General features: G+C 64.2%; 16 protein-coding genes. 5 read left to right on the plus strand and 11 right to left on the minus strand.

Translation table 11 applies throughout. The annotated features are described in order from the left end of the window. The first annotated feature begins 23 nt into the window (after nucleotides 1–23). From OWC48_RS02125 to OWC48_RS02140, 4 genes are all read left to right on the plus strand, one after another. A complete protein-coding gene (locus OWC48_RS02125) occupies nucleotides 24–1,196 on the plus strand; it encodes an efflux RND transporter periplasmic adaptor subunit (protein ID WP_282518444.1) in 1,173 nt (390 codons plus the stop codon). Next, nucleotides 1,193–4,333 (plus strand): efflux RND transporter permease subunit, encoded by a 3,141-nt coding sequence (locus OWC48_RS02130; RefSeq protein WP_282518445.1) that lies wholly within the window; start codon nucleotides 1,193–1,195, stop codon nucleotides 4,331–4,333. Before OWC48_RS02125 ends, OWC48_RS02130 begins: the two co-directional genes overlap by 4 nt. Further along, a complete protein-coding gene (locus OWC48_RS02135; protein ID WP_282518446.1) occupies nucleotides 4,320–4,736 on the plus strand; it encodes a thioesterase family protein in 417 nt (138 codons plus the stop codon). Before OWC48_RS02130 ends, OWC48_RS02135 begins: the two co-directional genes overlap by 14 nt. A 99-nt stretch (nucleotides 4,737–4,835) precedes the next feature. After that, on the plus strand, nucleotides 4,836–6,560 hold the full coding sequence (locus tag OWC48_RS02140; RefSeq protein WP_282518447.1) for an ATP-binding protein: 1,725 nt from the start codon (nucleotides 4,836–4,838) through the stop codon (nucleotides 6,558–6,560). An 11-nt stretch (nucleotides 6,561–6,571) separates the two neighbouring features. Here OWC48_RS02140 and OWC48_RS02145 read toward each other — a convergent pair whose 3' ends face one another. Continuing rightward, nucleotides 6,572–8,863 carry an FdhF/YdeP family oxidoreductase gene (locus tag OWC48_RS02145; protein WP_282518448.1) on the minus strand — a complete coding sequence of 764 codons (2,292 nt, stop codon included), beginning with the start codon at nucleotides 8,861–8,863 and terminating at the stop codon, nucleotides 6,572–6,574. Nucleotides 8,864–9,110: 247 nt separating this feature from the next. Here OWC48_RS02145 and OWC48_RS02150 point away from each other — a divergent pair, with 247 nt between their 5' ends. Continuing rightward, the gene (locus OWC48_RS02150) at nucleotides 9,111–10,358 is read left to right on the plus strand and encodes an oxalate decarboxylase family bicupin (protein WP_282518449.1); all 1,248 of its coding nucleotides are present in this window, start codon (nucleotides 9,111–9,113) and stop codon (nucleotides 10,356–10,358) included. 96 nt (nucleotides 10,359–10,454) lie between these two features. On the opposite strand, the gene cydB is transcribed toward OWC48_RS02150, so the two are convergent. The 10 genes from cydB to OWC48_RS02200 form a co-directional block, all read right to left on the minus strand. Then, nucleotides 10,455–11,441 (minus strand): cytochrome d ubiquinol oxidase subunit II, encoded by a 987-nt coding sequence (gene cydB, locus OWC48_RS02155; protein ID WP_282518450.1) that lies wholly within the window; start codon nucleotides 11,439–11,441, stop codon nucleotides 10,455–10,457. 2 nt (nucleotides 11,442–11,443) lie between these two features. Beyond that, on the minus strand, nucleotides 11,444–12,853 hold the full coding sequence (locus tag OWC48_RS02160; protein ID WP_282518451.1) for a cytochrome ubiquinol oxidase subunit I: 1,410 nt from the start codon (nucleotides 12,851–12,853) through the stop codon (nucleotides 11,444–11,446). A 19-nt stretch (nucleotides 12,854–12,872) separates the two neighbouring features. Then, nucleotides 12,873–14,411, minus strand: a complete 1,539-nt coding sequence (mqo, locus tag OWC48_RS02165; RefSeq protein WP_282518452.1) for a malate dehydrogenase (quinone) — start codon at nucleotides 14,409–14,411, stop codon at nucleotides 12,873–12,875. Between the two features lie 42 nt (nucleotides 14,412–14,453). Continuing rightward, nucleotides 14,454–14,858, minus strand: coding sequence for a hypothetical protein (locus OWC48_RS02170; RefSeq protein ID WP_282518453.1), 405 nt, complete (start codon nucleotides 14,856–14,858; stop codon nucleotides 14,454–14,456). Continuing rightward, nucleotides 14,855–15,280 (minus strand): hypothetical protein, encoded by a 426-nt coding sequence (locus tag OWC48_RS02175; protein ID WP_282518454.1) that lies wholly within the window; start codon nucleotides 15,278–15,280, stop codon nucleotides 14,855–14,857. The genes OWC48_RS02170 and OWC48_RS02175 overlap by 4 nt, the downstream gene beginning before the upstream one ends. Before the next feature lie 15 nt (nucleotides 15,281–15,295). Continuing rightward, nucleotides 15,296–16,732, minus strand: coding sequence for a class II fumarate hydratase (gene fumC / locus OWC48_RS02180; protein WP_282518455.1), 1,437 nt, complete (start codon nucleotides 16,730–16,732; stop codon nucleotides 15,296–15,298). Nucleotides 16,733–16,896: 164 nt separating this feature from the next. Then, on the minus strand, nucleotides 16,897–17,562 hold the full coding sequence (locus OWC48_RS02185; protein WP_282518456.1) for a YoaK family protein: 666 nt from the start codon (nucleotides 17,560–17,562) through the stop codon (nucleotides 16,897–16,899). Nucleotides 17,563–17,580: 18 nt separating this feature from the next. Next, complete coding sequence (gene fdhD, locus OWC48_RS02190; protein WP_282518457.1) at nucleotides 17,581–18,417, minus strand: formate dehydrogenase accessory sulfurtransferase FdhD; 837 nt, start codon at nucleotides 18,415–18,417, stop codon at nucleotides 17,581–17,583. Nucleotides 18,418–18,420: 3 nt separating this feature from the next. Next, nucleotides 18,421–19,020, minus strand: a complete 600-nt coding sequence (locus tag OWC48_RS02195; protein ID WP_282518458.1) for an HdeD family acid-resistance protein — start codon at nucleotides 19,018–19,020, stop codon at nucleotides 18,421–18,423. Between the two features lie 139 nt (nucleotides 19,021–19,159). Then, nucleotides 19,160–19,783, minus strand: coding sequence for a histidine kinase dimerization/phosphoacceptor domain -containing protein (locus tag OWC48_RS02200; RefSeq protein WP_282518459.1), 624 nt, complete (start codon nucleotides 19,781–19,783; stop codon nucleotides 19,160–19,162). Nucleotides 19,784–19,819: the final 36 nt, after the last annotated feature.

The raw sequence follows: 19,819 nt of genomic DNA on the forward strand, positions 1-19,819 counted from the left end.
TCCCTGACATCCAGGACGCTCTCATGAAACGAAATCCCGCCATCGCGCTTGTCGCTCTCGCCGCGATCCTCGTCGGAGCCGGCCTCTGGTTCTTCGCCGCGGACCGGAAGCCGGTCGTCGCCACCGCGCCAGTGCCCGCGGCCGTACCGGTGGTCACCGCCGCGGTCACCGGCAGGGACGTTCCGATCTATCTGCGCGGCATCGGCACCGTGATCGCCTACAACACCGATGTCGTGCGCAGCCAGATTCAGGGACAGATCGTCAAGATCGCCTTCACCGAGGGACAGACCGTCAAGGCCGGAGATCTGCTCGCCCAGATCGACCCGCGTCCCTACGAGGCCCAGATCGAGCAGCTGACGGCCAATCGCGATCGAGATCAGGCCCAGCTCGCCAATGCCGAAGCCAATCTCTCCCGCTACGATAAACTCGGCGACAAGGGCTATGCGACCCCGCAGCTGATCGACACGCAGACCGCGCAGGTGGCCCAGCTCAAGGCCGCCGTGAAAGCGGACCAGGCGCAGATCGACGAGGCCAACGTCCAGCTCAGCTATACGCGCCTGACATCGGCCATTCCCGGCATCACCGGCGTCCGCCAGATCGACGTCGGCAACGTGATTCATCCGACCGACGCCAACGGTCTCGTCGTCGTCACCCAGATCGAGCCGATTTCGCTGCTGTTCACCCTTCCGCAGACGGATCTGCCCGTGATCCAGGAACACACTGCAAAGGGCCAGTTGAAAGTCATCGCCTACAGCCAGGACAACAAGATCAAGCTCGGCGAAGGCACGCTGCTGCTCGTCAACAACGAGATCGCAGGAACGACCGGCACCGTCCAGCTCAAGGCCACATTCGCCAATCACGAGCACCGGCTGTGGCCGGGACAGTTGGTGAATGCCCGGCTGCTGCTGAAGATTGAGAAGGATGCGCTGACGGTCGCCGGCTCCGCAGTCCAGCAGGGCCCGAACGGAAGCTATGTCTATGTCGTCGCCCCCAACCAGACCGCTTCCTTGCGTTCCGTTCACGTCGCACAGATCAGCGATGGGCAGGCCCTGATCGACCAGGGACTGAAATCAGGTGAGACCGTCGTCGTCGACGGTCAGTATCGGCTGACGGAAGGAAGCCAGGTTCGGGAGCTGCACGGCAAGGCCGCGCGCGAAGCCGACCTGCAAAGCTCCGTGCAGGACGCGCTCCCATGAACCTGTCCGCGCTCTTCATCCAGCGGCCGATTGCAACCGCTCTGCTGATGGCGGGCCTGCTGCTGTGCGGCCTCGCGGCCTATCCCCTGTTGCCGGTGGGCGCGCTGCCGAACGTCAATTACCCGACGATCCAGATCTCGGCGCAACTGCCCGGCGCCGACCCGGGGACCATCGCCTCGTCGGTCGCCACGCCGCTCGAACAGCAGCTCAGCCAGATCCCCGGCGTCACGCAGCTCACCTCGTCCAGCGCACTCGGCGTCGCCCAGCTCACGGTGCAGTTCGAGCTGTCGCGCACGGTGGACAGCGCGGCGGTCGACGTGCTCTCCGCGATCAATGCCGCGAGCCCGTTCCTGCCGCAGAACATCCCCTACCCGCCGACGATCAGGAAGGTGAATCCGGCGGAAACGCCAATCATGCTGATCGCGCTGACGTCGGACTCGCTACCGACGACCACGGTGGATGCCTACGCGGAAAACATCCTGCTGCCCAAGATTTCCCAAGTGCCAGGCGTGGGCCTGGTCGGGATCGGCGGCCAGCAGAAGCCCGCGATCCGCATCCGCGTCAATCCGCAGGCGCTGGCCGCCCGCAGCATCGGCCTCGAAGACGTCCGCACCGTGATCGCCGGCGCCAATGTCGACCTGCCCAAGGGCACGCTCAACAGCCCGCGCGTCACTTATACGCTGAATACCAACGACCAGTTGCTGAAGCCCGCCGCCTATGAAAACCTCATCATCGCCTATCGCAACGGCTCGCCGGTGCGGCTGCGCGACATCGGTTCGGCGATCGAGGCGCCCGAAAACGACCTGCTGGCCGGCTGGTACGGCAAGGACCCCGCCATCATCCTGGCCGTCCAGCGCATCCCCGGCGCCAACGTCATCGAAACCGTCGATCGCATCAAGAAACTGCTGCCGCAGCTGCAGGCCTCCGTTCCGCCGGCGATCAAGGTGACGATCGCCGCCGACCGCACCGCCACGATTCGAGCCGCGGTTTCCGATGTGCAATTCACGCTGATGTTGACCGTTGCCTTGGTGGTGATGGTCATATTCGTGTTCCTGAGGAATTTCTGGGCCACCGTCATCCCGGCGATCACTGTTCCCCTGGCGCTGATCGGCACCTTCGCGATCCTCTATGTGCTCGGCTACAGCCTCGACAACCTCTCGCTGATGGCGCTGTCGATCGCGGTCGGGTTCGTGGTCGACGACGCGGTGGTGGTGATCGAGAACATCGTGCGCCATCTCGAGCAGGGCATGACCCCGATGGAGGCCGCGCTCAAGGGCTCCAGCGAGATCGGCTTCACCATCGTCTCCATCACCCTGTCCCTGATCGCCGTTTTCATTCCGCTGTTCCTGATGGGCGGCTATGTCGGAAAGCTTTTCCAGGAATTCGCGGTCACGATCACCGCCTCGCTGCTGCTGTCGCTGGTGATTTCGCTCACCCTGACGCCGATGATGTGCGCGCGGCTCCTCAAGGACGACTCGCGGAAAAAGCACGGCCGGCTCTATCTCCTGTTCGAGCGCGGCTTCGACGGCCTGCTTGCGCTGTACGCGCGCGGCCTGCGCGTCGTGCTGCGCCATCGCTTCGTGACGCTGCTCGTGATGCTCTCGACCATCGCGCTGACCGGCTATCTCTATGTGATCATCCCGAAAGGCTTCTTCCCGCAACAGGATACCGGACAGATCATCGGCATCACCGAGGCTGCCCAGGATATCTCCTTCCCCGCCATGTCCGAACGACAGCAGGCGGTCGTCGACGTGCTGTCGAAGGATCCGGCGATCCAATCGGTGGCCAGCTATATCGGTCCAGGCGGGCCGACCGCGACCCTCAACCAGGGACGCATCTTCATCGTCCTGAAGCCGAAGCCCGAACGCAAGGCAAGCGCCGACCAGGTGATCGCTCGGCTGGAACCCCCGCTCGCCCACATCCAGGGCATCAAGCTTTACATGCAGTCGGCCCAGGACATCACGATCGGCGCACGCCTGTCGAAGACGCAGTATCAGTTCACGCTGACGGACGCCGATTCCAACGAACTCAACCACTGGTCGGCGCTCTTCCTGGAGAAGTTCCGCGCGCTCGACCTCATCACCGACGTCGCAAGCGACCAGGCCAATGCCGGCCCGAGGCTGCAGGTCACCGTCAATCGCGAAGTCGCCTCGAGCTTCGGCATCCTGCCCACGACGATCGACAACACCCTCGACGATGCCTTCGGCCAGCGCATCATCTCCACCATGTTCACCTCGCTGAACCAGTACCACGTGGTCATGGAGGTCGATCCAGCCTTCCAATATGGGCCCGACGCGCTCAAGGACATCTATCTCAACTCGGCGACCGGCCAGCAGGTCCCCCTGAGCACGCTGGTCCACAGCGTCATCATGCCGGCGCCGATTCTGATCAATCACCAGGGCCTGTTTCCCTCCGTCACGATCTCGTTCAACCTGCGGCCCGGCGTCGCGCTTGGCGACGCGGTAACGGCGATCCAGAAGATCGAGAAGGACACCGGCAAGCCCGCCTCGCTGTCGACCTCGTTCCAGGGCAACGCGCAAGCCTTCGAGTCTTCCCTGTCCGGCACGCCGTTGCTGATCGGGGTGGCGCTGATCGTGATCTACATCATCCTCGGCGTCCTCTATGAGAGCCTGATCCATCCGATCACGATCCTGTCGACGCTGCCTTCCGCCGGCATCGGCGCGCTGCTGCTGCTGCTGGCAGTCCACATGGATCTCAGCGTCATCGCCATCATCGGCATCATCCTGCTGATCGGCATCGTCAAGAAGAATGGCATCATGCTGGTCGACTTCGCTCTCGAGGTGGAGCGCAAGCACGGGCTGAGCCCTGAGGAAGCGATCTACCAGGCCTGCACGCTCCGCTTCCGACCGATCCTGATGACGACCATGGCCGCGCTGCTCGGCGGTGTGCCTCTGATGCTCGGAAACGGCACCGGCGCCGAACTGCGCCAGCCGCTCGGCTACACGATCGTCGGCGGCTTGATGCTCTCGCAGATCCTGACACTCTACACCACGCCCGTCGTCTATCTCTATCTCGACCGGCTCGGCAATTGGCTGACCGGGCGCAAGCCCCGAGCGGCCGCGACCCCCACTCCATCCACGACCGAGGCAGATACGTTGAGCCATGAATCCGCTTGAGAAGTTGACCGCCGGCATGACGGCAGAGAAGCTGGTGACGGTCACGGCGGAGATGACGGTCGGCCACGTGGTCCCGGGAATGCCTGAAGTCTACGGCACGCCGATGATGATCCTGCACATGGAGATGGCGGCGGGATCGGCGATCCAGCCGTCCCTGCCGGCCGGCTATGTCAGCGTCGGGATGATGGTCGACGTCCGTCATCTGGCGGCGACGCCGGTCGGCCGCACCGTGCGCGCGGTCGCACGGGTCGTCGCCGTCGAAGCCAGGAGCGTCTTCTTCGCAGTCGAGGCCTGGGACGGCGGCCGCAAGATCGGCGGCGGGACCCATCGTCGCGGCGTTGTCGATGTCGCCGAGTTCGAAAGGCGATTCGGCGTGACGAGGCCCACCGCGGCGCTGGTCTGAAACCAAAAGCACCGAGCCCGATCTCGGCGTCGTGCGTTTTGGCAAAGCGGTTGCGAAAACGCAAAAGACCGTTCACCGGCGGCGCGGTAGACCTATCGCATGACGCTCGAACGCCTGGATGGCTCCGATTCCGTACAGCCCCAGCGATGGTGGCGCCGTGTGCTCCCAAACTGGACCATGAAGGTCACGCGGCGCAATGAAAGAGCGTCGCGGCAAAGCCAGGCCGCTTATCTCGCCGAAGCGCAGAAGCTCAGCCAAACCGGCAGCTTCGGCTGGAATGTCGAGACCGGAGAGCTGTTCTGGTCGGATGAAACGTTCAGAATCTTCGATCTCGCGCCGACATCGCGCCCGTCGCTCGACGTCGTCCTGAAGCGCACGCATCCAGACGATCTCGAGTCCGTTCGCGCAGCGATCGACCGCGCTGTGAAAGACCGGAAGGATATCGCCCTCGAACAGCGCCTGGTCATGAGCGACGGTTCGATCAAGCATATCCGCGTCGTCGCTCGCGGAATGACCGACGACCGAGGTCAGTTCGAGTTCGTCGGGGCGGTCATGGACATCACCGACCAGAAGAAGGCCCACACCGAGCTGGAGCGGAGCGAGCAGCGCTATCGCCATCTGTTCAGCCGCATGCCGATCGCGCTTCGCCAGCTCGATGCCAGCAGGCTGGTGGTGCTGTTCCGGAAACTGCGCGCCGAAGGCATCACGGATCTCGCCCCCTATTTCGACAGCCATCCCGATTTCCTCCGGACGTGCATGGACGCGCTGTCATTTCAGGAGGCCAACGAGCGGGCCATCCAGATCTTCGGAAGCGGCGCCGACGGCTATGTCGGGCGTTCAATGGTCGAGACCTGGAAGGAACGTCCAGACACGTTCCGCCGCGCCATGGAGTCCCGCTTTCGCGGTGAAACGAACTTCGAGGAAGAAACCAAGATGGTGACGTGGGACGGCCGCGTCGTCGACGTTCTCTTCACAACGGCCCGCGTCGGTCCAATCAATGATCTCGAAATAAGCCTGGTCGCCACGATCGACATCTCGCAACGCGTCCGTGCCCAGGAGAGGCTTCGGCAGGTGCAGGCGGAGTTCGCGCATGCGGCGCGCGTCTCGATGCTCGGCGAGCTCACCGCCTCCATCGCGCACGAAGTCAACCAGCCTTTGGCCGCCATCGCGACCAACGCCGCTGCCGGGCTGCGCTGGCTGAACAGGCCCATTCCCGACATGGCCGAGGTCCGCAGCACAATCGAAAATATGGTCACGGATACGAGGCGGGCCGCCAACATCGTGGCGCGTGTTCACGGGATGGCTTCGCGCAAGGCGCCGGAGCGTACCGTTCTGTCGCTTGACGGTGTCATTCGCGAGGCGCTTCTGTTCCTGCGCCACGAGATGGAATCCCGCGGTGTAACGATCCTGCACCGGCCCCACACGGAAGCTGCACTCGTGATCGGCGACCGCACCCAGCTCCAGCAGGTGATCGTCAATCTGGCGATCAACGCCGTGCAGGCGATGACGCAGGCGGGACGCGACCATGGCGGGATCGTCATCACCACCGCCGCGCAGGACGCGACGACCCTGTACTGCTCCGTGGAGGACAACGGTCCCGGCATCTCCGTCGAACATGCCGGCCGGCTGTTCGAAAGCTTTTTCACGACCAAGGAGTCCGGCATGGGCATGGGACTGCCGATCTGCCGGTCCATCGTCGAAGCGCATGGCGGCCGGATCGACGCCGAAGGCCTTGGTGCAGATCGCGGCGCCCGGTTCTGGTTTACGCTGCCGATCTCGACGTCGGCGTCATCGCCGCCATCCGGTCGGGACGCCGACGCCTGACCCCGCCCGCTCTATTCCGCCGGGGCGGTCGAGCGCACCAGGCGGATCGGGATGCCCTTGAATGACGGCGTGAAGCTGAGGGGATCGCGGGCATAGAGCGGCACCAGCGGATTGGTCTCCGGATAGTACGCGGCACAGCAGCCGGTCGGAAACGAATACGCCACCACGCGGAAGTCGCGCACGATCCGCTCGGCGCCATCAGTCGACTCCGTGATCAGGTCGACGCGATCGCCGTCCGCGAGCCCACGCTTCTTCAGTTCATATTCGTTGAGGAAGACCACGTCGCGCTGGCCGAAGACGCCGCGATAGCGGTCCGACAACGAGTAGAGCGTCGTGTTGTACTGGTCGTGGCTCCGTATCGTGCTGAGCCACAGGAAATCCGGATCGGCCTGCGGCGGGTCCTCGCCGCAGCCCTCAAACACCAGGAAGTTTGCCTTGCCGGACGGCGTTGCCCAGATCCGCTCCCGCGCGGTCGAGGTCAGATGGAAGCCGCCGGGAATGCGGATACGGGCATTGTAACTCTCGAAGATAGGGAAGACGGCCTCGATCGCGTCCCGGATGCGATCGTAGTCGCCCACAAAGCCGTCCCAATCGACCACCGTGCGCTGGGCGAGCGTCGCCTTGGCGAGGCCTGCGATGATCGCGACCTCGCTGAGAAGATGCTCCGATGCCGGCTGGTTGCGACCGCCCGAGGCGTGGACCATCGACATCGAATCCTCGACCGTGATCGACTGCGGTCCCGATTCCTGAATGTCGATCTCGGTTCGCCCGAGGCACGGCAGGATCAGGGCGGCGCGGCCATGGATCAGATGGCTGCGGTTGAGCTTCGTGGAGACGTGGACGGTCAGATCGAGCTTGCGCAGCGCGGCCTGGGTCGCCTGCCAGTCGGGTATGGCCGCGGCAAAGTTGCCGCCCATCGCGAAAAAGACCTTCACCTCGCCGCGGATCATTGCCTCCAATGCCGTCACGACGTTGTGTCCCGGCGTGCTCGGCGGCTTGAAGCCGAAGCGGTGCTCGAGGCGCTCGAGAAAATCCGCCTTGGGGATCTCCGTGATCCCCACGGTTCGGTCGCCCTGCACGTTGGAATGACCGCGAACCGGACAAACGCCGGCGCCGTCGCGCCCCACATTGCCGCGCAAGAGCGCAAGATTGGCGATTTGCTGCACGTTGTGCGCACCGCGCTGGTGCTGGGTAATGCCCATGCCGTAGACAAGGATGGCCCGCTCCGCCTTCATGTAGGCGCCGGCGGCATATTCCATGTCCTCGCGCGTCAGGCCGGACTGGCGCTCGATGTCGGGCCATTGCGTTCGCTTGAGATCGTCGATCAGCGCTTCGATGCCGGCGGTGTGCCCGCGAATGAATTCCCAGTCCAGTATCTCCGGCTGCTCGGCAGCACGGGCGGCCTCGTCCGTTTCGACGAGGATCTTCATGATCCCCTTGAGGACGGCGACGTCGCCACCGACACGCACCTGGAAAAGCTTCGAGCTGATCGTCGTCGAGCCCAGCGTGATCATCTCGACCGGGCTCTGCGGCGCCTGGAAACGCTCCAGCGCCCGCTCGCGGAACGGATTGAACGAGATGATCGAGGCGCCTCGGCGGGCCGCGTTGCGCAGGCTGGTCATCATCCGCGGGCTGTTGGTGCCCGGATTCTGGCCGAAGATGAAGATGCAATCGGCCTTGTCGAAATCCTCCAGCAGCACGGTGCCCTTGCCGACGCCGAGCGATTCCGGCAGGCCGACGCTGGTCGCCTCGTGGCACATGTTCGAACAGTCGGGAAAGTTGTTGGTGCCGAACTCGCGCACGAAGAGCTGATAGAGGAAGGCGGCTTCGTTCGAGGTTCGCCCGGACGTATAGAACTCCGCCATGTTCGGATCCGGCAGCGCATTCAGCTCGCGGCCGATCATGGCGAACGCATCGCTCCACTGCACCGGGAGATAGCAGTCGGATGCGGCGTCATAGGCCATCGGATGGGTGAGCCGGCCGACCATTTCGAGATCGTAATCGTTCCAGCTCGCGAGCTCCGTGACGGTATGCTCGGCAAAGAATTCGGGCGTGCAGCGCTTCGATGTCGTCTCCCAGGCGATCGCCTTGCCGCCGTTCTCGCAAAATTCGAATGACGAGGTGTGCTTCGGATCGGGCCAGGCGCAGCCGGGGCAATCAAAGCCCTCCGGCTGGTTCATCCTGCTGAGCGTCGCTGCGCCCTTCAGCGGCGCCCGCTGCACCAGAAGCGCCTCGCTGAGCGCCTTGAGCGCGCCCCAGCCGCCGGCGGGTTCACGATAGGGACGAACCGATTTCGTGGTCATCTCGATATCTCGCGATATGGCAATTCTCCGGGCCAGTTAAGGATCGCGCGGGCCGAGCCGTCTTTTCAAAACGAAGCCGAATTTCGCAATTGCACACGTTCTGAGCCCGTCGGCCGACCGCACCAGCCAGTGCATTCCGACAAAAAGAGCGCGTTCACGGAAGCTGAAACGGAGACCGGAAACTAGGTTTGTCAGTTGGAGCCCCGTCGCTACGGAGGGCTTTCGACATTTTCAGGAGCGACCCAAAATGTTCTCAAGACGTGATTTGTTGGCCATGTCCGCGGCAGGCGCCGCCATGGTCGGCTCCAGCGCGCAGGCCGCAACTTTCGGCAATCCGGACGAGCCGCCGCAAGGCGCCGTGAACGCCAAGAGCCCCGGAAGCCTGTCCGATCCTGGTCCTCAAGATCCGGACCTTGCCAAGCACTTCCCCTCAGCCCAAAGCCCGCCCCCCACGGACGTCGGCGGCCTGCCGATGGATTGGGCCTCGTTCAACAATGCGCCGAGGCGCATCCAGAATGGCGGCTGGGCCCGTCAGGTCACGGTCAAGGATTTCGCCATCTCGGAGGAGATCTCCGGCGTGAACATGCGGCTGGCCGCCGGCGGCATCCGCGAGCTGCATTGGCACCAGGCGGCCGAATGGGCGATCCTGACCTACGGCTCCTGCCGCGTCACCGTGCTCGACACGCAGGGGCGCCCCTATGTCGGCGACCTCAAAGTCGGCGACCTCTGGTATTTTCCACCGGGCGCACCGCATTCGCTGCAGGGCCTGGGCCCCGATGGTTGCGAGTTCGTGATCTGTTTCGACGACGGCCACGCCGATGAATTCAACACGCTCCTGGTCACCGACTGGTTCGCCCACACGCCGCCCGAGGTGCTGGCGAAGAATTTCGGTGTTCCGGCCGAAGCCTTCGCCACGATCCCGCTGCACAACCGCTGGATCTTCCAGGGGACGGTGCCCGGCGATCTCGCCGCGGATCGCGCAGCCGTCGCAAAGCACGCCGAAGCGCCGCCCTACCCCTTCGTCCACTCGCTCGGCGGCTCGGCCCCGGTGAAGGAAAGCTCCGCCGGCAGCATCCGCGTCGCCGACAGCGCCACTTTCAAGGTTGCCACCACCGTCGCTGCGGCGCTGGTGTCGATGCCGCCGGGAGCTATCAGGGAAATGCACTGGCATCCGAATGCCGACGAATGGCAGTACTATATCAAGGGCAAAGCGCGGATGACGGTGTTCGACACCGGCCCCAATGCACTGACGACGGACTTCGCGGCAGGCGACATCGGCTATGTCCGGCGCAATCTCGGCCACTATGTCGAGAACGTCGGGGACACCGAGCTGCAGTTCGTCGGCGTGTTTCGCGCGCCCCGCTACGAGGAGGTGTCGCTCTCCAACTGGCTGACGCACACGCCACCCAAACTGGTCGCCCAGCACTTCAACATCGACGAGAAGCTGATCGCGCAATGGCCGGACAACAGCCCCGGCGTCATGCCAAAATCCTGAACCAGGACCCGCAGGGGTTCTGAACGAGAAAGGCGCCGAAACCGGCGCCTTTCTTTTTATCCGTGACAGCTCACGGCAACTTCGAGCGTGCAGCCGTCAGTAGTGATCGGCAGCAGGGGCCGCCTTGCCGCGGAAGACGCGATAGCCGATTGCCACATAGAGCAGCATCAGCGGGAATACGAACAGGCCGGCACCCCAGAACATGAATGCAAGACTTGCATGAGGCGCCGCGGCCTCGTCGATCGTGACGACGAACGGAATCATGTAGGGCCAGAACGACAGGGCAAGCGTGGCGAAAGCCGCGACGAAGATCAGGGCGACCATATGGAACGGCCAATAGTCGTCATGGCGCAGGATGCTTTTGGCCAGCATCGCGGCCGCACCGGCGCCGATCACGGGAAACACGAACAGATAGGGCCGGTCGGTCCAGCGCTGCAGAATCGGAAGGTTTTCGGCAAGCGCATACGCAAAGACGACCACCAGGAACACCAGGACGCCGATCGCCAGCGGCGGGATCTGGCGCCGTGCGGCATCCCGAACGGGACCGTCGCATTTCCGCACCAGCCAGCAGGCCCCGAGCAGCGAATAGCCGAAGCAGAGCCCGACCCCGCACAGGGCGGAAAATGCGGTCAGCCAGCCGAGCGTTCCGCCGGTATAATCGCCGTTGGAGAACTGGAGTCCTTCGACGAGAGCGCCGACCATCGCGCCCTGCATGAAGCTGGCGGCAAACGAGCCCACGACGAAGCTGACGTCCCAGACCCAGCGCGAACTGAGCGCCTTGCCGCGAAACTCGAACGCCACGCCGCGCAGGATCAATCCGAGCAGCATCACGAGAACAGGGATATAGAAGGCCGACATCACCATGGCGTAGACCACGGGAAACGAGCCCCACATGATCACGCCCGTGACGATCAGCCAGGTTTCATTGCCGTCCCAGACCGGAGCGACCGTGCTCAGCATGGCATCCCGTTGCGACTCGCCGCCGGCCGCGCTGAACAGCATGCCGACGCCAAGATCGAACCCGTCGAGGAGGAGATAGATCAGGATGCTGATGGCAAGAAGGGCAACCCAGTACATCACCATGGCTATTCTCCCGCCCCGAGATAGCTGCGTGCGGCCGGCACCTGATCGGCGAGCGACATCGGCCGATTGGGCACGGGAACGTGGAGCGGCCTGCCGCCGAGTCCCGCCGGGCCGGCACGCAGCAGCCGATAGATGTAATACGTCCCGAACGAGAAGATGAAGGCGTAGACCGCGACGAACAGGATCAAGGAAGTCATCGCAGCCGACGCGGTCAGGAACGGCGTCACGGCGTCCGCAGTCCGCAACACGCCATAGACCGTCCATGGCTGGCGCCCCACTTCCGCGGTGTACCAACCGGTGAGGATCGCGACCCACGGCAGCGGAAAGCTGAGGAAGATGCCCCACAGCAGCAGGCGGTTCCGATCGAGCCGATGCTTGAGGCCGAGCCAGGTCCCGAGCCAGGCTAATCCCAGCATCACGAAGCCGCAGCCGACCATGATGCGGAAGGTGAAGAACGGGATCAGCACCGGCGGCCGGTCCTGCGGCGCGAAGCTGGTGAGGCCGACCTCTTTCGACGTCAGGCTCATGCTGCCGATGATGCTCCCGAGCACGGGAATCGATATCGCGTATTTGTTCGATTCGGTGCTCGAATCCGGGATCGCGATCAGCACCTCGGAGGCCGGCTGCTCGTCATGCCAGCGCGCCTCGATCGCGGCGAACTTGGCCGGCTGGTAATCGTGGACATAGTCGCCGACAAGATGCCCGATGAAGAGCTGGGCCGGCAGCAGCACCGCGGCAAGCGCAAGTCCCATCCGCAGCATGACATGGGCTTCGGCGCGATAGGTCCGCCGCAGCAGATACCGCGCGCCGGTTGCCGCCACGCAGAACGCGCCGGTCAGGTAGGACGCGAGCAGCATATGCGGAAACCGGACCCAGACCACGCGATTGAAGATGATCTGCGTCCAGTCATCAGGCACGAACTGGTCGTTCTGCAGGACGTAGCCGGTCGGCACCTGCATCCAGCTGTTGTTGACCATGATCCAGAATGCGGAGAGCGTCGTTCCAACTGCCACCATCGCGGTGGAGAACAGGTAGAACCAGGGCGGCACCCGGGGCCGGCCGAAGATGAGGATGCCGAAAAAGCCCGCCTCCAGCATGAAGGCGGTGAACGTCTCGTAGGAGAGCAGCGGACCCTGGATCGGGCCCGACATCTTCGAGAGCACGCTCCAGTTCGTTCCGAACTGGAACGCCATCACCACGCCCGATACGACGCCCATGCCGAACGCCACGCCGAAGATCTTCAGCCAGAACGCGAACAGGGTCCGGTAGACGGGCTTGCCACTGTACTGGTGCATCGCTTCGAGCACGGTGAGCCAGGCGGCAAGCCCGATCGTGAACGCCGGGAAGATGATGTGGAACGAGATGGTGAAAGCGAATTGCAGCCGCGACAGAAGGAGCGCCGTCGGGTCCATCGGACATTCTCCCGTTCGTTCACGCCCGCTTCGCGGCGGCCGGCGCGCGTGCGGCCGGCTGCGGAATGTTGTCGACCTTGAGGATCGCCGCGGTCGCTGCACGAATCTGGCGACAGAAATCCGCATCGTCGATCAGCGACACGCCATAGGACGGGATGATCTGCTTCAGCTTGGGCAGCCAGGCGCTTGCCGTCAGCTCGCCGGCGAAGCACTTCTCCAGCACGCTGATGGCGATGAACGCTGCCGTGGAGGCGCCCGGCGAGGCGCCGAGCAGGGCGACCAGCGAATGGTCGTCCGCGCCGACGAGCTCGGTCCCGAACTCGAGCAACCCACCACGCTTGACATCGGGCTTGATGATCTGGACGCGCTGGCCCGCGACCTGCAATCTCCAGTCCTTCGGGTCGGCCTTCGGGAAATATTCGTCGAGCGCGGCGAGCCGGTGTCCCTCGGATTGCAGCACCTGCCCGACCAGGTATTCGGTGAGATCGAAATTATCGCGCGCCACCGAAAGCAGCGGCTCGACATTGGCGGGACGAATGGACTCGAAGAGATCCAGCAGCGAGCCGTGCTTGAGGAACTTGCTCGAGAAGCCGGCATAGGGACCGAACAGCAACGAGTGCTGGCCGCCGATCACCCGCGTATCGAGATGCGGCACCGACATCGGCGGCGATCCGACCGCGGCCTTGCCGTAGACCTTGGCATGGTGACGCTTGTTGATCTCTGGATCATCGCAGCGCAGCCAGATCCCGCTGACCGGGAAGCCGCCATAGCCGCGCCCCTCCGGGATGCCGGATTTCTCCAGCAGCGGCAGCGCACCGCCGCCGGCACCGATGAAGACGAATTTTGCACGCACCGACCGCGTCTCGCCGCTCGCGGTGTCCCGCACTTCGACGCGCCACCGGCCGCCCTGCTCCCGGTCAAGACCGGTGACGCAGCTGTTGTAGTGGACGGCGCAGCCCGGCTGGCTGACCAGATGCTTGACCAGCAGATGCGTCAACGAGCCGTAGTCGACGTCGGTGCCGGTGATGATCCGCGTCGCGGCAACGGCCTCGTCGCCACTCCGACCGTCCATCACCAGCGGCGCCCATTCGGCAATCTTCTTGGGATCCTCGGTATGCTCCATCCCCTCATAGCAATGATGGGCCGACATCGCCTTGAACCGCTTCCGCAAGAATTCGACGTTCTCCGCGCCGTGCACGAAGCTCATATGCGGCACCGGATGGATGAAGGCCCGCGGATCCGCGATCGCTCCGCGCCCGATCAGGTAGGACCAGAACTGCCGGGACAGATCGAACTCGACATTGACCTGGAGCGCCTTGGAGATGTCGATGCTGCCGTCGGGCCGCTGCGGCGTATAGTTCATCTCGCAGTTCGCCGCGTGGCCGGTCCCGGCATTGTTCCAGGAGTCGGAGCTTTCCTGCGCGCAATCCCCGAGAATTTCGCACATCTGGATCGACAGGGAGGGCTCGAGCTCCTTGAGAAAGACGCCGAGGGTCGCGCTCATGATGCCGGCGCCAATGAGGACGACATCGGTTTCGCGGTCGGAAGCTGCTGACATGGCTATTTCCTTCGTCGGGTGTTGCTGCTTTGGATGGCTCGATCAGGCTCGCACCGATTGCCGCGCCTTGGCGCGGAACGGTACGTCCGCTCCCGGCCGCAGGATCACGTAGGCACGGCGCCAGGACGAATCGTCGGTCAATTTCCAGCTATGCCCCGAGCCGGCGGTATCCTCGGCCAGCAGGACGTTGCCGGGGTGGAGCAGGAAGTGATGGCCGTCACGCGTCTGGAAATCGAGCGTTCCGCTCAGCGTGATCACCAACTGCCGGATCGGCGCGGTGTGCCAGGCGAACGCGCCGCCCGATTCCGTTTCCTGAAAGGAGGCGCTGGCGGCATCGATCTTTCCGGTCAGGAAGTCGCCGCGCTGTCCCGGCTCCAGCTCGAGGAAGCCTTCCTCGAAATGCGAGTTGTTGTCCTCTCCGGTCCATAGACGCACACAGCGGATCATCGTGTCTCTCCTTGCATTGTGGTTGCGTCGCCTGCGCGGCGTTGTTCGGACCGGAACGGCACGCCGGCGTCCGGCTCGAGAACCGTGTAGAGGCGGCGCCACGGCGCCGCGTCCGTCATGGTCCAATTGTGGCCCGTCCCGCTGGTATCCTCCGTGAACAGGACATCGCCCGGGCGCAGCGTGAAGCTTCCGTCCGCCGTTTCGAACCGTAGCGTCCCGCTCAAGGACATGACGAGCTGACGCGCCGCGTCCGGATGCCAGCCGAGTTTCGGATCTGCGTCCGTTTCGTGGAACGAGGCGGCATCGATCCCAAGCTTTGCGCTGACCGCATCGCCCCTCGCCCCACGCGCGAGTTCGACGACGCCTTCCTCGAAGTGCGACTTGCCATCCGCACCCGTCCAGAGTCTGACGCACCGGATCATTGTCGCCGCCCCACTTCAGCCGGCCTTGGCGCCGATTGCGAGCGGCACCTTGATCTCGGCCACATAGGGCTTGACCATCTTGGCGGGATCCACGATGCGGTCGAACTCCGGCTCGGTCACGAAACCGAGCTTGAGCGCTGCCGACTTCAGCGTGAGATCGTTGTCCATCGCATAGTGCGCGATCCGCGACGCCTTGTCGTAGCCGATCACGGGCGCCAGCGCCGTCACGAGCATCAGCGATCTCTCGACATACTCCTCGATCTTCTTGTGGTTCGGCTCGGTGCCCTCGACGAGGAAGGTGCGGAAGTTGGTGCAACCATCGGTCAGGATGGTGATGGACTGCGCGATGTTGTGGATGATCAGCGGCTTGTAGACGTTCATTTCCAGATAGCCGCCGGCTCCGCCGAACCCGACGGCGACGTCGTTCGCCATCACCTGCACGGCGATCATCGTCAGCGCTTCGGCCTGCGTCGGGTTGACCTTGCCCGGCATGATCGACGAACCCGGCTCGTTCTCGGGGATCAGCAATTCGGCAAAGCCCGCGCGCGGGCCGCAGGACATCAGACGGATGTCGTTCGCGATCTTATAGAGCGACCCCGCCAACGTGCGGAGCGTGCCCGATAGCTGCACCAGCGCGTCATGCGCACCCTGGACGGCAAACTTGTTCGGTGCGCTGACGAAGGGCAGCCCGGTCAGCCGCGCGATTTCCGCGGCGACGGCCTCGGCGAAGCCCGGCGCGGCATTGATGCCGGTGCCGACGGCCGTGCCGCCCAGGGCGAGCCGGAAGACGCCCTTGAGCGCGTCGTCGATGCGCGCCAGATCGTCGGCGAGCATGCCGGCGTAGCCAGACCATTCCTGCCCGAGCGTCAAGGGCGTCGCGTCCTGCATATGGGTTCGGCCGATCTTGACGACGTCGTCCCACTGGCTCGATTTTTCCGCGATTGCGTCGTGCAACGCCTCGACCGCCGGAACGAGCCGCTCGGTTACGTTCATCGCGGCTGCGATGTACATGGCCGAGGGAAAGCTGTCGTTTGACGATTGCGACATATTGACGTGATCGTTCGGGTGAACCGGGTGCTTGCTCCCGAGCGGCGTGCCCGCGAGCTGGCAGCATCGGTTCGAGATCACCTCGTTCACGTTCATGTTGAATTGCGTTCCGCTGCCGGTCATCCAAACGTGAAGCGGAAACATGTCCTGATGCTGGCCGGAGAGGATCTCGTCGCAGACATGCGCGATCAGCTTGTGGACCTTGCCGTCGAGACGGCCGCCGGCGCAATTGGCGTTCGCGGCCGCCTTCTTCAGGATCGCGTAGGACTGGATCATTTCGCGCGGCATCAGGTCCTTGCCGATGCTGAAATGCTCGAGCGAACGTTGCGTCTGCGCCCCCCAGAGCTTGTCCGCGGCGACGTCCACGTCACCCAGGCTGTCCGTCTCTTTGCGAAGGTTGCTCATCCGTGCCTCTTGGCAGTTGACGTCGAAAGGCCATCTCGGCGCTGTTGGAAAGTGTACGCACCGCGTGAAGCCCACGCTTCCTGGAATGAACGTCCTTTTGCCGAATGGCATGGTGCGCGCTCCGCACCATCAACGAGCGAAATCGTGGGACCTGGGTCGACGGTTCAGCTTCGCAGCGGTGGCCGGCAGAGCCAAAGAACGCACACCGACGATGCGATCGGCAGGACAAGGCTCCAGGCGTGCAGCCATTTCGTCACACAGGCCCCGACGGCGGCCCCCGTCAGGAACATCAGGCAGACCAGAAGCATGATCGCGGTGCCGCGCGCCGCATCGCGATCGGACGCAACCGATTGATCGAGGGCACGGAGCATGTTGCCGGTGACGGTGACGGAAAGATATTTCCAGCGCTCGACCTGCCTGAAGCTGGCCGACTGCAGTGCGGCGCCGAAGGAGATTCCGAGGATCGTGATCATGTCCGGAATCCGATGATACAACAGCATCACCGTGACCAGGCAGACGATCTCTCCGGCGAGGCACAGCAGCGGCGACTTGAGGCGGATTGCCAGCGATGCGCCGAGCAGAAAGGCGGCAAGCGGAAGAAGATGATGGGTTGCCTGCCGCCACTGTCCGGACATGGCGTCGATGCCGAGGAAGACGACATTGCCGGTCTGCGAGCTTGCAAACACGCCGCCGAGCGAGAGCCATGTAAAGGCGTCGAGAAAGCCGCCCGTCATGCTCAGAAGAGACGCCACGAGAGCCGATCGCTCCGGAGCATGGACGACGCTCCCCGTCTCGGCGACCAGCTCCGGAGATACGGCTTGCATCGCCATGTGCGCCGGCCCGCGAGGTCAGCAGCCGGCGTGCGTTGCGGCCCCATCCGGCAGCAGAACGCGACGCGGGTGCGTGAATACGCCGTATCCGTCATCGCGCGCGATCGCCAGCAGCGTGATCCCCGCTTCATCCGCGGTCTTGATCGCGAGTGCGGTGGGTGCGGATACGGCCACGATGACCGGTGCGCCGAGCATCGCCGCTTTCTGCACCATCTCGACGGAGACGCGGCTCGTCAGCAGCACCGCGCCATCGCATGCCGATCTCCCCTCGCGTACGATCGCACCGGCGAGCTTGTCGAGCGCATTGTGGCGGCCGACGTCCTCTCTGACCAGGCCGATGCCGCCCCGCGGATGCCAGAAGGCCGCCGCGTGGACGGCCCGCGTTTGCTGATTCAGGATTTGGTGCGGAGAAAGGGCCTGCATGGCGCCCAGCAAGTCGCGCGCGTGAAAAACGACGCCCCTGCCCTTCACCCGCGCCGGCGCACGGCGAGCCTGTTCGAGGCTCTCGATGCCGCATAGCCCGCAGCCAACGGGGCCGCTGATGGTTCGGCGCCGTGCCGCCAGGGATGACGCGCGGTCGCCATCGAGCCACATCCGAACCTCGACGCCAAGATCGTTCGGGATCAGCTCGATGCTGCTGATCTCGCTCGCGCGTTCGACGATGGCCTCGGTCAGGCTGAAGCCGATACCGAAATCCTCCAGATCTCCCGGCGTACCCATCATCACCGCATGGGTCGAGCCGTTATAGGTGAGCGCGATCGCGGTCTCCTCGGCAACCAGCCGCGAGGTCGACTTGGTCTGACCGCCGCGCCAGGCAATCTCCCAATGCCGCGTGAATGTCGAGCCTTTCGCCATGATTCATACCGTCGCCGGCTGGGACGAATGGCGCGACGCGCGGCTCTTGAGCGCGATCCCGAATGCGATAAATCCCCATCCCTGGAAGATCAGGTCGACGACCAGCATCACACCAAGCAGCCACAAACCGATGGCGGGCCAAGCCGCAACCAGCATGACACCGACGCAGAAGGTCAGGACGCCCGCAGCCACGATCCAACGCCAGCCCGCGGCCGGCCGCATATGCAACCCGGCCCAGATCCTTATCACCCCGGCCACGACCAGGAAGGCACACACGGCGAGAGACAGCGTGAACGAAGCCAGGATCGGATCGTAGAGTATGATGGCCCCGGCGGCCGCATAGACGATCCCGGCCAGTAGCCAAAGCAGGTATCCCCGCAAGCCGCGCACTGAAAACGCGTGCACGATCTGGAAAATTCCGGCGACCGCCATGGTAGCGCCGATGACCAGCACGGACGCGAGGTTCGCCGCCATCAGATTGGCAGATGCAACACCGCCGAGGATCAGTTCGCCGACACCCAGCGCAACGAACCAGCCCCATTTTCCGGTGATGGCGTGGATCGCCCATCCGAGCGAGGCCTTCGAGTTCGACATGTCCGTCATGGCTTGACCCTTGTTCGCACGAACGATCCGCAGATCATGAATGGGGACAAGCGTATCGAGATCTGTCCCAGGTCATCTTTCGAGGACGCCGCGATATTATTTGATCCGCACGATACGGATCGTTGCGCGAGGATCGCGACTAGCGCGGGATGGTCACGACGGTCCTGAACCCGTCGGGGCCCCCGCGGACGTCGACGGTCCCGTGCAGACGCGCCGCAAGCGTCTCGACGATGGAGCGGTCCTCTTCCCGGTACCGACTTTCGTCGGACGAGCCGTTGTCCATGATGCTGCACGCAACCGACGTCGCCGTGAGCCACACTTCGAGACGAATGGCGCCTGCACCGCAGTGGGACACGTGGCGCACCGCACCGGTGATCAGTTCGAAGACGATCATCCCCAGCAGCCAGCAGCGCTCGGAGCTCATCTGCAGCGGATGCAGCAGCAGCGAGAACGCAATACCCTTGTCTTCGAGGCTCGAGCGACTGATCGAGCGGCACAATTGCTTAAGATAGGCCGCCAGATCGACGGTGGTGGTGAACTGCGGCATTTGCAGCGCATGGTGAAGTTGCGCATGACCTTCCAGCCGATCCTGCACGGAAGCGAGGGTCGCCCTCGCTTCGATGCCGTCGCAGCGATCGGCCGCCTGCGCCACCAGATCAATGGCCGAGGCGAGCTCGTCGTCGATCCGATGCGCGAGCTCACGCAGCAGCAGGCGCTCCGCCATGATGCCGCCATCCGGCAGGAGTTCCGAGAGGCTGCTCATCCTTCACCCGCCTCCCGGCTCAACGGCGTGCTTGGC

Source organism: Bradyrhizobium sp. Arg816, from assembly GCF_029989365.1.
Classification (GTDB): Bacteria; Pseudomonadota; Alphaproteobacteria; order Rhizobiales; family Xanthobacteraceae; genus Bradyrhizobium.